The organism is Nitrosomonas sp. (assembly GCF_040256045.1).
Classification (GTDB): domain Bacteria; phylum Pseudomonadota; class Gammaproteobacteria; order Burkholderiales; family Nitrosomonadaceae; genus Nitrosomonas.
In genome coordinates this window covers 36889-52701 of sequence record NZ_JBDZWD010000011.1, presented here as the reverse complement: position 1 = coordinate 52701, position 15813 = coordinate 36889, and the positions used below count along the sequence as shown (strand labels likewise).

The 15813-nt window shown below is 48.0% G+C and carries 13 protein-coding genes; 7 read left to right on the top strand and 6 right to left on the bottom strand.

Going from position 1 to position 15813, the window contains the following annotated elements; genetic code table 11:
- Positions 1-113: 113 nt before the first annotated feature.
- The 4 genes from ABUL11_RS03710 to ABUL11_RS03695 all read left to right on the top strand — a co-directional run bounded on the left by ABUL11_RS03710 (position 114) and on the right by ABUL11_RS03695 (position 2886).
- Positions 114-1631: a TonB-dependent siderophore receptor gene (locus ABUL11_RS03710; RefSeq protein ID WP_350282515.1), complete on the top strand. Its 1518-nt coding sequence runs from the start codon at positions 114-116 to the stop codon at positions 1629-1631.
- Positions 1632-1635: 4 nt separating this feature from the next.
- Complete coding sequence (locus ABUL11_RS03705) at positions 1636-1992, top strand: TonB-dependent receptor domain-containing protein (protein ID WP_350282514.1); 357 nt, start codon at positions 1636-1638, stop codon at positions 1990-1992.
- 243 nt (positions 1993-2235) lie between these two features.
- Positions 2236-2517, top strand: a complete 282-nt coding sequence (locus tag ABUL11_RS03700; protein ID WP_276678843.1) for a type II toxin-antitoxin system RelE/ParE family toxin — start codon at positions 2236-2238, stop codon at positions 2515-2517.
- A gap of 12 nt (positions 2518-2529) precedes the next feature.
- A complete protein-coding gene (locus ABUL11_RS03695; protein ID WP_350282513.1) occupies positions 2530-2886 on the top strand; it encodes a HigA family addiction module antitoxin in 357 nt (118 codons plus the stop codon).
- Here ABUL11_RS03695 and ABUL11_RS03690 read toward each other — a convergent pair.
- The 3 genes from ABUL11_RS03690 to ABUL11_RS03680 form a co-directional block, all read right to left on the bottom strand.
- Complete coding sequence (locus tag ABUL11_RS03690) at positions 2879-4261, bottom strand: efflux transporter outer membrane subunit (RefSeq protein ID WP_350282512.1); 1383 nt, start codon at positions 4259-4261, stop codon at positions 2879-2881. The genes ABUL11_RS03695 and ABUL11_RS03690 overlap by 8 nt on opposite strands.
- Positions 4262-4483: 222 nt before the next feature.
- Positions 4484-7576, bottom strand: a complete 3093-nt coding sequence (locus ABUL11_RS03685) for a multidrug efflux RND transporter permease subunit (RefSeq protein ID WP_350282511.1) — start codon at positions 7574-7576, stop codon at positions 4484-4486.
- Between the two features lie 18 nt (positions 7577-7594).
- The gene (locus tag ABUL11_RS03680; protein WP_350282510.1) at positions 7595-8797 is read right to left on the bottom strand and encodes a MexX/AxyX family multidrug efflux RND transporter periplasmic adaptor subunit; all 1203 of its coding nucleotides are present in this window, start codon (positions 8795-8797) and stop codon (positions 7595-7597) included.
- Between the two features lie 116 nt (positions 8798-8913).
- On the opposite strand from ABUL11_RS03680, the gene ABUL11_RS03675 reads away from it, so the two are divergent.
- Positions 8914-9549 carry a TetR family transcriptional regulator gene (locus ABUL11_RS03675; RefSeq protein WP_350282509.1) on the top strand — a complete coding sequence of 212 codons (636 nt, stop codon included), beginning with the start codon at positions 8914-8916 and terminating at the stop codon, positions 9547-9549.
- A gap of 237 nt (positions 9550-9786) precedes the next feature.
- Here the strand turns inward: ABUL11_RS03675 and ABUL11_RS03670 are convergent, their stop codons facing one another.
- From ABUL11_RS03670 to ABUL11_RS03660, 3 genes are all read right to left on the bottom strand, one after another.
- A complete protein-coding gene (locus ABUL11_RS03670; protein ID WP_350282508.1) occupies positions 9787-10050 on the bottom strand; it encodes a hypothetical protein in 264 nt (87 codons plus the stop codon).
- A 103-nt stretch (positions 10051-10153) separates the two neighbouring features.
- Positions 10154-10447: a sll1863 family stress response protein gene (locus tag ABUL11_RS03665; protein ID WP_350282507.1), complete on the bottom strand. Its 294-nt coding sequence runs from the start codon at positions 10445-10447 to the stop codon at positions 10154-10156.
- Between the two features lie 312 nt (positions 10448-10759).
- Entirely contained in the window at positions 10760-11365 is a 606-nt protein-coding gene (locus ABUL11_RS03660) for a uracil-DNA glycosylase family protein (protein ID WP_350282506.1), read from the bottom strand.
- A gap of 450 nt (positions 11366-11815) precedes the next feature.
- On the opposite strand from ABUL11_RS03660, the gene ABUL11_RS03655 reads away from it, so the two are divergent.
- Together ABUL11_RS03655 and prsR are read left to right on the top strand one after the other, a co-directional pair.
- A complete protein-coding gene (locus ABUL11_RS03655) occupies positions 11816-14197 on the top strand; it encodes a penicillin acylase family protein (protein WP_350282505.1) in 2382 nt (793 codons plus the stop codon).
- Positions 14198-14446: 249 nt separating this feature from the next.
- Positions 14447-15805, top strand: coding sequence for a PEP-CTERM-box response regulator transcription factor (gene prsR, locus ABUL11_RS03650; RefSeq protein WP_350282504.1), 1359 nt, complete (start codon positions 14447-14449; stop codon positions 15803-15805).
- Positions 15806-15813 lie beyond the last annotated feature (8 nt).

The window sequence follows — 15813 nt, the reverse complement described above, 5'->3', positions numbered from 1 at the left end:
CGTAACTACTTCACTAACTCCGGCTATGAATCTAACTAAACGAGAAATGCTCTAGTGGGATTGGTCTTTGGGGAGAACGTAGCCTGCGGGATACACCTTATTCGATCAGTGTTGTGCCCTCTGATCTTATAGAGAACGTCAACGCCCAAAATATGAGCCAGATCTTTAAAATGAACCCCTTAACTCAAGAGCCAATCGTTCAGAATTTTACTGGTGTACCTGAAGTCACCATACGTGGATTTCAATCATTCAACCCGATTTATGATAGTATACCCCTTGCTCTTGCGAACGGCTCAGCCATATCTGTCATCGAGATTGAACGGGTCGAGATTCTTAGCGGAACCTCGGGTTTTCTCTATGGTGGTGGACGAGTAGGGGGAGCAGTGAACTATGTCACTAAAAGCCCGACCAGTGTCCCACTCAGAAGGCTGACATTCGGTAATTACGGTGGTACCCAGTTTTATGGCCATGCCGATATCGGCGGGAAATTTGATGACCGGGATCGCTTTGGTTATCGGGCTAATCTGCTCTATCAGGGCGGAGATACGGCTATTGGTGAACCAGTCAACCAAAAAGTTGCCAACATTGTGCTGGATGGCCATCTTACTGATACCCTCTATGCTGACGTTAAATATACTTATAACGACTACAGCAAAGAGGCAACGCAACCCTGGTTTGCTCTGATGGAAAGAACTTCTATCGATACCAGTAAACGTCACTCCCCAAAATGGGCATCCAACGACCTGGAAAGCCATAAGGCTTATACTAGCTTACGCTGGGATCCCAGTAAGCATTTTACCCTCAGGAGTGCCTTTTTCTATCAGGATACTCGTATGAGAGTTAATCAAATAGGATTAATTGAACAGATGGATAGGACCTTTATTCCCAATATGTCCAACTCGCCTTGGAGTAAATTTGAAAATTATGGAGGGTATATTTACCTGGATACCCGATTTTCAACTTTTGCTATCGACCATAAGCTAACTTTCGGCTATTCCTCTACTTTTCATGAAATGTTTTTGCGTGGTAATGATACGGTTTATCAAGATGGTACAAATCTTCCGCTGAGTGAACTTAAAAACATGTCTGAGCCGGATTGGGGAGAATCTTTCGGGAAGGGGACGATGTCATCCGCCTGGGTTGGTCGATATGATAATGTCCTGATCGGAGATAACATTACCTTTAACAACCAATGGTCTGCGATGGTTGGATTCAACTATGCTACTACGGCAAATAAAACCGGTGGTGTTATCTATGGTGACAGTAACTATGAAAAATCTGAACTGACTCCCACCGTTTCACTGCTATACAAACCAATTGAAGAGGTAACCACTTATGCCTCCTATATGGAAGCGCTTGAAAGAGGTACAGTAGTGGGTAATACCTACGCCAATCGTGGAACAGTGTTGCCTCCATTGGTTAGCAAACAATATGAAGTTGGTCTGAAATATGATCTCAATCCTAATTTGTTATTAAGTACCGCGCTGTTCCGAATCGAGAAAGCTAATCAGTATTCGGATCGTGCAACACCAATTCCAAGTTATGTTCAGGATGGTTTACAGGTACACAATGGGGTAGAGCTGGTCTTAACTGGCAAGCTCACTGACAATCTGACCATCATGGGGGGGTAGCTTGATGGATATCAGCGTAGAAAAATCTAATAATCCTGCTCTGGAAGGCAAAAAACCAACTAATGCTGCGTCAAGGATGGGCAAGATTTATGCGGAATATACACTTCCATGGGTTGAAGGGCTGAGTCTGACCGGGGGTATTTACTATACCGGGGAGAAATATGGCAATGCTGCCAATACCGATAAGATTCCAAGCTATACCTTGTACGATATCGGAGCGCGTTACACCACCCGTGTACTCAATAAAGCACTGACCGTACGCTTGAATATTATCAATTTGACCGATAAAAACTACTGGCAAGATATCTATTATTTAGGTGTGCCGAGAACTGTTGCATTTTCCGCCAGTATGATGTTTTAACGCTTTAGTTTCATATCCCCACATCCGGGCTCTATTCTGAGCCCGGTATGTTTAATAACTCATAATCGCTACCTTTACCTGTCATCTCAGTATAGAAGCAGCTCGCGCTGGCATTAGCCTGAATGCCCCGGTATCGAAAAAGCTATCAGAAAATTTTCATACGTAAGAATGGGCTAATCAAGTCAATATAACAGCCAATTATTCCGTTTGATGTTTAACGTTTGACGTTATATCATTGTGTTTATGATCAAAACCTTCGCCACGAAAGAAACAGCTGCTTTATTTGCTAATGAAAAGATCAGGCGACTGCCACCAGAAATCCTCCAGGTTGCTCGTCGAAAAATGGCGCAGTTACATCGTGTTTCATCAATTGAGGAACTGCGTATCCCACCTGGAAACAGGCTTGAAAAATTGTCTGGTAACCGGAATGAACAATGGAGCATCCGCATCAATGATCAATGGCGAATTTGTTTCCGATTCGAAGCAGGCGATGTATTTGATGTCGAGATTACCGATTATCATTGAAAAATTATATTTATGACTATCCATATCGAAGAGTTGGAAAACATGGATTTCAGTGATGTGGCTGAAGGTGGAAAATTGCACCCTATTCACCCTGGCGAGATTCTGCGCGAAGAATTTCTGATGCCGTTAAAAATCACTCCTCATGCACTTTCTTTGGCATTGCAAATTCCGGCCACCCGTATCAACGATATCGTACGGGAGCGTCGTGCAATTACTACCGATACCGCCCTCAGACTGGCGCGGTATTTTGGTAATACCGCTGAATTCTGGATAGGTCTTCAAATCGATTACGATATGACTATTACCCGCGATTCCTTACGTGGGGCATTGAATAGAATTCAACGATTTGAACCTACCCATATCAGTTAATCCCTGCCCCGCTCCATTCCCCACCCAATGCTTTGAACAGGTTGATGGCGTTCGATAAAGAAAGCTGCCTGAGCTGGACGAGTGCCTGTTCGGAATCAAACAGGCTGCGTTGCGCATCCAGTAGTTCCAGATAATTGGCTACTCCTTTTTCATAACGCCGGGTTACCAGTTTCAGGCGTTCACGATCTGCATCGGTTGCATTGGACTGAGCATCGATCTGTTTTTTGATCTGCTCTCTTGCCAGCAATGTATCGGCAACTTCCCGGAAGGCAGTCTGGATGGCTTTTTCATATTCAGCCACGGTAATTTCCATACGTGCACGGCTGACATTCAGATTAGCCTGGTTACGCTTGTGAGTAAAAATCGGAAATATGATTTGGGGCGTGAATGCCCAGGCATTGATGCCGTTACTGAGCAACTTGGTGAAATGCTCATTGACCAGACCGATATTGGTGGTCAACTGCAAGCGCGGAAACAAGGCAGCACGCGCAGCCCCGATATTAGCATTGGCAGCTTTCAGCTTGTGTTCAGCGGCACGAATGTCCGGGCGTCTTTCCAGCAAGTCGGAAGGCAGACCTGCCGGGATCGGTGAAAATGCCAGCGTATCGAGTGCAGCAGTGTTACCAGGTAAGGTGACTGACTGATCTCCCATTAATAACAGTAAAGTATTGATGGCTCGGGTATGTTCCCGATCCAGTGCCGACACACTTGCACGTGCGTTTTCCATCTGCATTTTGGCTGATTTCAGATCTACAGCCGTATCGATACCGGCATCGAAACGGCGCCTGATGCGAGTATAGCTGGCTTCACGTGCAGCCAGCGTATTCTCTGCCAGTAATTGACGTTCTGATAAAGCACGCTCATCGACATAGGCCGCCGCTACTTCTGCAATCAAACTCGTTTGGGCTGTCTGCTGAGCTTCTCGGGTAGCCAGGTAATCTTCCAGTACCGCTTCAGAAAGACTTTTTATCCGGCCAAAGAAATCGATTTCAAAATTACTGATGCCGATACCGACACGATACATATCGACGTCGAAGGTTTCTCCCTTCGCAAAAATCAGGCGACTGCGGTCATAGCTGCCAGTGGCATCGATTGTGGGTAATTTCGCCGATCGTTGAATATCATATTGGGCACGCGCTTCTTCGATACGTAATGCTGCGATACGTAAATCACGGTTCTGTTCCAGCGCGATATTGATCAGGTTCTGCAAAACCGGGTCAGTGAAATACTGTTGCCAGCTTTCGGGCGCAGCATCCGTTGTATTCGTATCATCAGCGGTATAACTGGCGGGAAGTGGTGCTGGCGGCCGGCTGTATTCAGGGATCAGCGAACAGCCGCTGAGCAACAGAACTGCTGCCGAAACAGGCAGCTTCATAGCTGACTTGAAAAAGCTACCATTTTTCATGACTAAGAAACCTCTGATTGAATCAATAAATGTCATTATGAATACCGGCACCGTCATTGCCGTCTTTGCGAACACCGAAGGGGTGAAGCAATCCAGCAGCGATGATGAAAACACTGGATCGCCACGGCCCCGAGGGCCTTGTGATGACGGAATAAATCCGAAGTTGCCTGACAGATATTTTTACGAATGATGTCACGAATGCCTGATATAACGACCTATCACGGCAAAAAACAGGGGCACCAGAAATATTGCCAGTGCAGTTGCCATGACATTCCCTCCGAATACACTGGTGCCGATCGCAGTCTGGGCACCCGATGCTGCACCGGTTGCCAGTGCCAGTGGCAGTACCCCGGCACCGAAGGCCAGTGAAGTCATGATGATCGGGCGTAAGCGTAAACGGGCGGCTTCCAGCGTTGCATCGATCAGGCTCATACCATTGGCGTAAAGTTCTTTTGCCACTTCGACGATCAGAATGGCGTTCTTCGCAGAAAGCCCGATCATTGCGATCAGGCCAACCTTGAAATAAATATCATTCGGCATGTCGCGCAGCGTTACCCCCAGCACAGCACCTAGCACGCCCAGTGGTACGACCAGAATGACCGCTAAGGGAATCAGCCAGCTTTCATACAAGGCAGCCAGCGCCAGAAATACGATCAGCACGGATAGCCCGAACAGGAACGGGGCCTGATCGCCGGAAAGCCGTTCTTCCAGTGACTGGCCAGACCAGTCGAAGCCTATCCCGTTCGGCAACTTGGCTACGATGCGCTCGATTTCCTGCATGGCATCCCCACTGCTTTTGCCGGCTGCCGCATTACCATTGATAGTAAAGGAAGGAAAACCGTTGTAGCGTGTGAGTTGCGGTAAACCCATCCCCCACTCCAGTGAAACAAAGGAGGACAGCGGCACCAGCTTACCCGCAGCATTTCTTACCCGCAGTTTACGAATATCATCGAGTTCGATACGGTTCTTGCCGTCGGCCTGAACAATGACGCGCCTGACCTGATTCCCGTGCATGAAGTCACCGATATAATCCGAGCCGAACATGACAGCGAGTGTGGTATTGATTTCATCCATCGTGACACCCAGCGCTTGTGCCTTGCGCCGGTCGATATCCAGGTTGACGACCGGTGCTTCTGTCAGGCCGGCGAACATCAGATTGGTCAGTATCGGATGTTGTCCGCCTTCGGCCAGTAACTGGTCGCGTGCCGCTGCCAGTGTTTTATATCCGACATTCCCGCGATCCTGCAGCCGCAGATCAAAACCATTGGATGAACCCAGTTCAGGTAATGGTGGGGTATTCAACGCAAATACCGTCAGATTGGGCCGTCCATAAAAATGCATATTGACACGTTCGACGATCGATCGCACGTGCTGGTCGGCCTGTTTGCGCTCTTCCCAGTCCTGTAATGTCGCAAAAATCATACCGCTGCTGGCCCCCGTGCCATAGAAACTGAAGCCACCGACTTCATAGACATATTTCACCGGTTCGTTTTCCTGCAGATACCGGCTCACTTCGCCAAGAGTATTCATGGTTTCATGCATCGTGGCACCTTGCGGCAGCATGACCATGATCATGAAATCTCCCTGATCTTCTTCGGGCAGGAAAGCAGTCGGCAAACGGGCGAACAGCAAGGCTACAGCAGCAATGATGATGCCGTACACAACCAGCCAGCGCACAGGATGCTTGAGTATCTGCCCGACACGATGCTGGTACCGATTGGTCAGAGAAATAAATGTCCGGTTGAACCAGCCGAAAAATCCACGTTTCTTTTCATGGTGTTCTTTGTCGACGGGTTTGAGCAGAGTGGTACACAAGGTGGGCGTCAGGGAAAGTGCCAGAAAGGCGGAAAAGGCAATGGAAGTCGCCAGTGACAGGGAAAACTGCCGGTAAATGTTGCCGACTGCACCACTGAAAAACGCCATGGGCAGAAATACGGAAGTCAGAACGACGGTGATCCCGATAATTGCGCTACTGATCTGCTGCATCGCTTTCACGGTGGCTTCATAGGGAGATAAGCCTTCTTCGACGATGATACGCTCAGCATTTTCCACCACGACGATAGCGTCATCCACGACGATACCGATCGCCAGTACCATGCCGAACATGGTCAGTACATTGATGGAAAACCCCAGGGCATACATGACCGCGAAGGTACCGAGAAGCGCAATCGGGACGACCAGGGTGGGAATGAGCGTTACCCGGATGCTCTGCATGAACAGGAACATCACCAGAAACACGAGGACTACTGCTTCGACCAGGGTATTCACTACTTTCTGGATGGAGACTTCGACAAACGCCGACGTATCATAGGGTATCTGGTAGCTGACCCCTGGCGGGAAATATCTGGACAGTTCATCCATGGTATTGCGTATACGTTCTACCGTAGCCACAGCGTTGGATCCCGGTGCCATTTTCACTGCCATCCCCGCGGCATTCTTGCCATTGACACGGGAAAAGAACGAATAATCGCTTCCACCATATTCCACTCTGGCGACATCACGCAGCAGGATGGCGCCTCCGTCTGCTTTTGTCCGTAACGTAATGTTCTTGAAATCTTCCGGCGTAACGAGTGCCTTATCTGCCGCAATATTGGCGCTGATAGGTGCATATTCCGGCACTGCCTTATCACCGATATAACCGACGACCACACGGGCATTATGGCTGCGTATCGCCGAAGCGAGATCGGATGCCGTCAGATCGAGAGAAGTCATTTTTGCCGGGTCCGGCCATATACGCATGGCATATTCCGGACTGAATGACTGTACCTTGCCGACACCCTCGACCCGGCGCAATGCCTGCAATATATTGGCAGATGCCAGTTCTCCCAGCTCGATTTCCGTCAAACGGTTATCGTCAGAAGTAATGGAAACCACCAGCTGTATGTTATCCGCAGATTTTTCAATGAAAATACCGTTGCGGCGCACGACTTCCGGTAAACGTGCTTCCACCATTTTTAAACGATTCTGTACTTCTACGGCAGCCAGATCAGGATCCGTGCCTTGTCTGAATGTGAGGTTAATGTTGGCAGAACCCGGATTGCTGGTGGCTGAGGTATACATCAATCTCGGCGCACCATTCATTTCACGTTCGATAATCGCTGTGACCGATTCTTCGACAATTCTGGCGGAAGCGCCGGGATAAGTGGCTGTTACGTTGATCACAGGTGGTGCAATATCCGGATATTGTGCTACCGGCAAACCACGAATGGAGAGTAACCCGGCAAGAATGATCAGTAATGAGATGACCCAGGCGAATACCGGGCGGTCGATAAAAAATCGCGCCATAAATTCCTGTATGGATTTTTATTGTTTGGAATGATCTGTCTGATCGTCGGTAACGACGGGCCTTACCCGAGTACCGGGTATCATCATGGCCGGGTTACTGATAATCACTTTCTCGCCACCCTGCAACCCGCTGGTGACTAGCCAGTGGTTACCTTCCAGTGTATTCGTCTCAACTTCGACCCTTTGTACTGTGTCTTCAGTATCGACAATCATGACGCTGGATACACCGGAAGCACGAACCAGTGCATCACGTGGAACAGGAATGGCATGGTTGATGATGGCCTGTTCCAGTCGCACCTGCACATAAGCACCGGGTAACAGTTCATATTCAGGGTTATCGAATAATGCGCGCATCGCTACGGTATCGGTCGATATATCCACTGCGAGATCTGAAAAAAACAGTTTGCCGGTATGGTCGTACTCGCTGCCATCCGAAAAAATCAGATGAACCTGGATATCTTTCTGCTCGATGCCCCGAATTTTTCCTGATTTGATGGCACGCTGCATGGCCATGACTTCGGCAGCCGGTTGTGAAAAATTGACATAAATCGGATCGATCTGTTCGACCGTGGTCAATGGTGTCGGCGCATCCTGCCCGACCAGCGCACCCTCCGTTACCAATGCACGGCGTGCCCGGCCATCGATCGGTGAAACGACGGTTGCATAACCGAGATCGAGCCTGGCTTTTTCCAGCCGTGCTCTGGCAGAGAGCAATTCAGCTCTGGCCTGTTTTTCCTCGGCCACTACGGATTGATAATCACGCTCACTGATGGAATGGTCGCTGACCAGATCTTTGTAACGCTTGAGTTTGTCGGCTACATCATGGTAACTGGCTTCAACCTTGGCTAAAGCACCTGATGCTTCATCACGTGCCACTTTCAGCAGCTCGGGATTGATCAGGAAAAGCGGAGTCCCTTTACGCACATCCTGCCCTTCCTTATATAGCCGTTCTGTCACGATCCCGGCCACTCTGGCGCGTACCTCTGCCTGCCGGAAAGCTTCCAGCCTGCCAGGTAATTCAATGCTGACCGGAGAAGAAATCGTCCGGGTGATGATGACATCGACTTGCTGGAGAATTTCATCTGTTGCCGTCTGGTTCTGCTGACTGTTACACCCCGAGAGCCCATAGATCGAGAACAGAACCATCAGAATGTAAAACCGGTTTTGGTAACGAAGCATCGATTTCTCTTTATTGTTTTTGTCGCCGGATAATCCGGACATGATTATCATTCCGGCAATATAGCATATAATCAGTCATGATTGATTAATTAATGGTGACGTATAATGCTGACTATTGATAAGTAGTAGTATTTATCTGAATTTAATTGAGGAATGGTGTGTCAAGAAAAACGAGGGAAGATTCACAGCGTACGCGCGATACGATTCTTGATGCAGCGGAGCGAGTCATTTTGTGCAAAGGCATAGGACGCACGACCATCGGGGATATCGCCAATGCTGCCAATGTTTCGCGGGGAGCGGTTTACGGGCATTATAAAAACAAGATAGATCTATCGATCGCCATGTGTAAACGCGCATTCAGCTCAACGGAAATGCCTGCCCGGATCACAGGAGAATCCGCACTGCAGACACTGTACCGGGAAGGGATTTATTTGCTGCGCTTATATTCGGAACCGGGGCCGGTACAACGTGTACTGCACATCCTGTACGTCAAATGCGATGAAAGTGAAGATCATCTTGCTTTGCTCGATATTCGAAACGAGTGGGAAGCACAGCGTATGGCTGATACAGAAAAACTCATCATTAAAGCTGTTGCCAATGCCGAATTACCACAGACTACGGATATCAAACTGGCCAACCTGTATCTGCATTCTCTGTTTGATGGCATATACAGCACCTTATTCTGGACAAATCGTGTTCCTGAGCATAAATGGGAAATTGCCGAGAAACTTTATCAGGCAGGTTTCTCGGGACTCAGAACCGCTAAAGAATTAAGCTCCAGCAGTAACGTGTGAAAGTATGCCAGAAGCAGTGCAGTGCCTATGCTCGTACTTGCCCGCTTCCGCAGGACGATCAGTTTTATGGCATGATCAACAATGAAAAGGATTGATAGAACTCCGCCTGCCCAAGTACGACACTAAACATTCTGATCTTGCGAGAAGAGTGAAAAAGTACTAGCGGGCAGAGCCACGATCGTGGCTACTGCCCGATAACGATGAGATGTATTGCAGTTAAGATGAGACGACCTTGTATCAGTCAACTTTATTTTTGATTTCAGATGCTTTGTCTTTTGTCGCATCATAAGTTTCACTTGCCCTGTTTTTTGCTTTTTGCTTCAAACATTCAGCATCACTATCCGTGCAGGTGGCTTCCTGTGTGCGATTGATCGCTTTATTGGTTGCTCTTTCAGCATCATTTGTCTTTGTCTCCAGTTTCTCGGTGAGGGTTTCTCCTGCGATGACGGAAGATGACAGGAACATAAGAAATACAGCCGACAGCAGATAGGTTTTTTTCATTTTTCTTCTCCTTTGTTTAAAGTTAGAACATACAAACATCCGGTATAGAGATCTAGTAAGGATCAGATCCGTAAAGAACAGAATTTTGCTGCTTGTGTGAGTCTTACCTGTACTTGAAATCATCGATAAAATCAGAGAATGTTTTGCTGGCAGTATTCCATTTTTCTTCTGCCTCATCCTTTATGTCATCCCAGATACTGTCTGTTTTATCTGCCAGCTGCTCCAGATAAGATGAGAGTTCAGATCGTTTTTCTTCTGCTTCATCTAATTTTTTCTTAAATTCGATTTCGGCATCAACCGCCAGGTTTTCTCCCTTTGCTTTCAGAAGATCGATCTGAGCACTCCACTCTTTTAACTGAGCTTCAGCTTTCTTGATATAAGCTTCTCTATTACTCATGATTTACCACTCCTTTCAAGTTATGGTTGTAATGATTCGCAAGTGCAAACCGTTTTCTGAGTTAATGAATAGGCGCCTGTCACTTACTCTACTCCACAAATTACATACCCGTAAAGCAGAAACACTTAATACAGAAAAATAATCGAAATGGCATATACAGACGCTACTACATTTTTTTGAATCAGGTAAAATTTCAGATATAAAGTTCAATGAATTGATTATTATTTACTGTAACCTGATACAAATCAGCCCGTAGATTGGCCATTTCTGACCGGAAAATGGATGATGCCAGACGCTATTCGATATAAGGACTCAGGAATCATCGATCTGATTCAGAATCAGGGATACACGTTCCTGAAGTGCCGGGATAATTTCTTCCTCGAACCATGGATTACGCCTCAACCAAAGATTATTGCGCGGGCTTGGATGAGGAAGTGGCATGATGTCAGGCCAGAATTTCCGCCAGGATCGAACATTCTCAGTCAGCGTTATCACTGGTTTTCTACCCTGCCGGGTAAAATAGTAAACTTGGGCGTACTGGCCTATCAGCAGAGTCAGTCTGATATTTTTCAAATGCGACAACAATGCTGATCGCCATGCAGGCGCACATTCAGGTCGAGGGGGCAAATCACCGGATTTGCCCGTTCCCGGAAAACACAATCCCATGGGCAGAATTGCGATCTTGCTGGGATCGTAAAAGGTTGTACGAGTCACATTCAGCCACTCGCGCAATCTGTCACCGCTGGGATCATTGAACGGCAAGCCGGTTTCGTGTACTCGTCGGCCCGGCGCCTGGCTGGCAATCAGAATACGGGCAGTTTCATGCAGTTGAAATACCGGCCTCGGGCCCAGCGGTAAATGTTCAGCGCACAAGGTACAGCGGCGTACCTGACTGATCAGAGATTCGAGATCACTCACATTTATCCTGTTATCCACAAAATCGTTCATCATGCATTCCAGAACGGGAAATAACACAGAAAATCACACTGGATCGCTGCTTTGAGAAATATAAAAAATCCTGATTTTTCAAATGTCATCAGAATTTTTTCTTGCCACATATAAAAATATCCACATCTTGCTCTCAGGGATATTGACAACCCCGCAAACCCGCACCAGTATTGATATATAATATAAGTAGTTGTTTTTAAAAAATAAAATTTGTGTATAAAATTTTAGCAGACTTGAGAATCTTGTTTGAAAAGACAACCTTAAGTGACTCATTCCCAAATTGTACACAAACTTATCCACAGGAATTGTGGATAAATAAGAACGACAATTTTGGCTTGAGATGACTTCAGTTTCTTGCAAGAGCAATGGTCATCATTGCTACAATCCCGGCAGTAGTCACTTTGAAAATGAATCATAAATATGTTGCGTAAATCCCTGTTTTTCCTGTCCACATTTGCGATAGTTATATTATTTACAGTCTGGCTGCTTTTAAAAGGCAGCCTGCCTGTTTATGAAGGAGAACAATCCATTCCCGGACTGAGTGATATCGTAACAGTCGAACGGGATGCTCTCGGCACAGTGACGCTGAATGGTGGAAATAGGCTTGATCTGGCGCGTGGACTGGGTTTTATCCACGCACAGGAACGTTTCCTGGAAATGGATCTGATGCGCCGCAAGGCTGCCGGAGAGCTGGCAGAATTATTTGGTACGGTAGCACTGCCGGCCGATCGCAAAGCGCGATTGCACCGTATGCGTGCTCGGGCACAGACCATGCTGCAGACGCTGCCACAAGATCAGCTTCGTTTGCTCGAAGCTTATCGGGATGGCGTCAATAAGGGACTGGACAGTCTCAGAATCAGCCAGTTTGGCTATCTGCTTACACAAACTACACCTCGTGCCTGGCAAAGTGAAGACAGTCTGCTGATCGTACTTGCCATGTACATGACGCTGCAGGGGAACAACTTTGATCGTGAACTGGGATTGTCGATGATGCATGCTTCCCTGCCGGAATCCGCCTATCGGTTCCTGACGGCCAGTGGAGGTGAGTGGGATGCCCCGCTGGATGGCAGTCATTTTGAATGGCCGCCCTACCCCTCTGCTGCCGACCTTGATTTACGTTCTATCAGCAAACCGATTTTATCGGATAACGGTTTCCAGGAATCTCCCTCGGTTGGCAGCAACGGATTTGCCGTGGGAGGACACCTGACGAATGGCGGCGCGCTGGTGGCTAATGACATGCATCTGGCCCTGCGAGCACCTAATTTATGGTTTCGTACCCGGCTGATTTACCCGGATTCCAGACAAGAAAACCAAAAGATCGATGTGATCGGCGTCAGTCTTCCAGGCACGCCGGCTATTGTTGTCGGTTCCAATCGTCATATCGCCTGGGGATTCACCAATTCCTACGGTGATTTTGCCGATTGGGTCAGAGTGAATCTCGATCCGGAGAATTCTGCCCGCTATGTCAGTCATGATGAATGGAAATCTGTAAAAATATGGCGTGAAACATTGCATGTGCGAGGTGCGCCCGATGAAATCCTGGAAATCCGCGAAACCGAATGGGGACCGATCCTTGCGCAGGATTTTGATGGCACTCCCCTGGCACTGGTCTGGGCTGCACACCAGTCTGATGCGGTCAATTTCGATATTATCGATCTGGAACAGGCTGACAACCTGGAAAAAGCGGTAGATATTGTCCGGAACACGGGCATTCCGGCACAAAACTTCATTACCGGAAACAAAAATGGTGATATCGCCTGGACAATCGCCGGCCGTATTCCTCAACGTACGGGCAGCTATGATCCGAGCTTACCAGCAGACTGGAGCAAGCAGTCTGCTGGCTGGAATGGCTGGCTTGCACCTGCTGATTACCCGCTGGTTATTAATCCGCCGGATATGCGCCTTTGGAATGGCAACTCAAGAATGATCGATGGCACCATGTTGAACAAACTGGGAGATGGCGGGTATGAACTCGGCGCCCGCAGCCGGCAGATCCGGGATGAATTATATGCACATCATTACTTCTCACCATCAGATCTACTTGGCATCCAGCTGGACGATCGTGCACTGCTTCTCGCTCGCTGGAAGCAACTATTGGATGAAATATTGCAGAAAATACCATCCACCGTATGGCGCAATGAAATGCAACAAGTGCTGCTTGACTGGAATGGGCATGCTTCTGTGCAATCGGTTGCCTACCGGATCGTACGCAGTTTTCGTCTTGAAGTCATGAAACATGTACTCAGCAGTTTAACTGCCAAAGTAAAATCTGATTACCCCGAATTTGAAATACCGCGCCTGAGCCAGGCCGAACATGCAATATGGAAACTGATAGAACAACGGCCGCTTCATTTATTATCCGCTGATGATAGTGATTGGGACAGCCTGCTGGCAGCATGTGCACGCCGGATAGCAGAACAGATGCAAGCTCAGCCTGGTGGCATGGCGGCACGTACTTGGGGAGAGGAAAATACAGCCGATATCCGACATCCGTTCAGCCGCGCTCTGCCATCATGGATTGCCGCATGGCTGAACATGCCTGCCGACCAGTTACCCGGCGATCATCATATGCCACGTATTCAGGCACCCGATTTTGGTGCTTCGCTGCGTTTCGTCGTCGCACCCGGAGAGGAAGAACAGGGTTATTTCGAAATGCCAGGAGGCCAGAGTGGCCATCCACTTTCTCCTTACTACGGCAGCGGTCATTCCGATTGGGTGACAGGAAGGCAAGTATCGTTCATGCCTGGCGCAGCACAACAGATTTTGTATCTCCGCCCGACTGAATTCAAAGCAGATCATTGACGAGTCACTGCTTTCTTCCTGACTGATCCGGTTTGGCTTAATATCTGCAAAAAAGTGTCGATAAAACTTACATTATCTTTATCTATTTCATTGTCAACTTGCTTGTAAAGGATCAAAGCCTTGAAATACAAAAGATCTCCCCGATTGTTCAGCCAATAACAAACGACCGGTTTAGGTTTCAATATCCCTGGGAGTATTCAATGCAGCAAGATAATTCATTATCCACCCAGAACCTTTAGCAGCGATGACATGAACGCAAACCAGACACAAAAAAAACTGCTCGTAATAGAAGATGATCCAGGGCTTCAAAAACAGCTGCGCTGGAGTTTCGATGATTGCAATGTGGCTGTCGCTTCAGATCGTGAAAGTGCTCTTGCACAAATCCGCCGGCACGAGCCCGCTGTCGTCACCATGGATTTGGGATTACCGCCCGATCCAGATGGTGCAACGGAAGGGCTGGCAACTTTGCAGCAGATTCTTGCCGTAGCGCCTGATACCAAGGTAATCGTACTGACGGGCAATCAGAATCATGAAAATGCACTGAAAGCAATCAATATGGGTGCGTATGATTTCCATCAGAAACCTCTCGATGCTAATGTGCTCAGCTTGATCGTGAACCGGGCCTTTTATTTGCACCGGCTGCAGCGTGAAAATCGTGATTTGTTGAAATCCTCTTCAAGTACAGTCATTCCCGGGCTCATTACCAGTGATCCCGGTATGGTCAAAATATGCCAGCAAATCGAGCGTATCGCGTCTTCCGATGTTACGGTCACTCTGCTGGGCGAAAGCGGAACCGGGAAAGAAGTATTGGCCAAAGCACTTCACCAGTTGAGCAACCGGAACCATAAACGCATGGTTGCAGTCAACTGCGCAGCAATTCCTGAATCTCTGCTGGAAGCAGAGTTGTTTGGCTATGAGAAAGGTGCTTTCTCTGGGGCTGTCAAACAGACACCGGGCAAAATCGAATTGGCACAGGGAGGTACATTTTTCCTGGATGAAATCGGTGATTTGCCGTTGTCATTGCAGGCAAAGCTGCTGAGATTTTTGCAGGAACGTGTCATCGAACGTATCGGCGGCAGAGAACTGATCCCGGTAGATGTACGAATCATCTGTGCAACCCACCAGAATCTGAAAGAAATGATCGAGGCCGGTACCTTTCGTGAAGACTTGTACTATCGCCTGTGTGAAATCAGTATCCATATCCCGGCACTTCGCGATCGTATCGGGGATGCCGTTTTGCTTGCCCACCACTTCAAGAACCAGTTTCGGGCGAAAGAAAAACGTCAATCTCTCAATTTCAGCCAGGATGCACTGGATGCAATCAGCAGCCATCCCTGGCCAGGGAATATCCGCGAAATCGAGAATTGCATCAAGCGTGCAGTCATCATGGCAGAAGGTCCGCAAATCACTGCTGCGGATCTCGGGCTGCAACCGGCAGCTGATACTTTTATGCCCGTTACTCTCCGCGAAGTCAGAGACAAAGCAGAACATGAAATGCTCATCAAAGTGCTGGCACGGGTAAATGGCAATGTTGCCAGGGCAGCAGAACTTCTCGGTGTCACTCGTCCTACTCTTTACGACCTGATGAATCGTCATGGGCTCAAATAGGTTGTAGA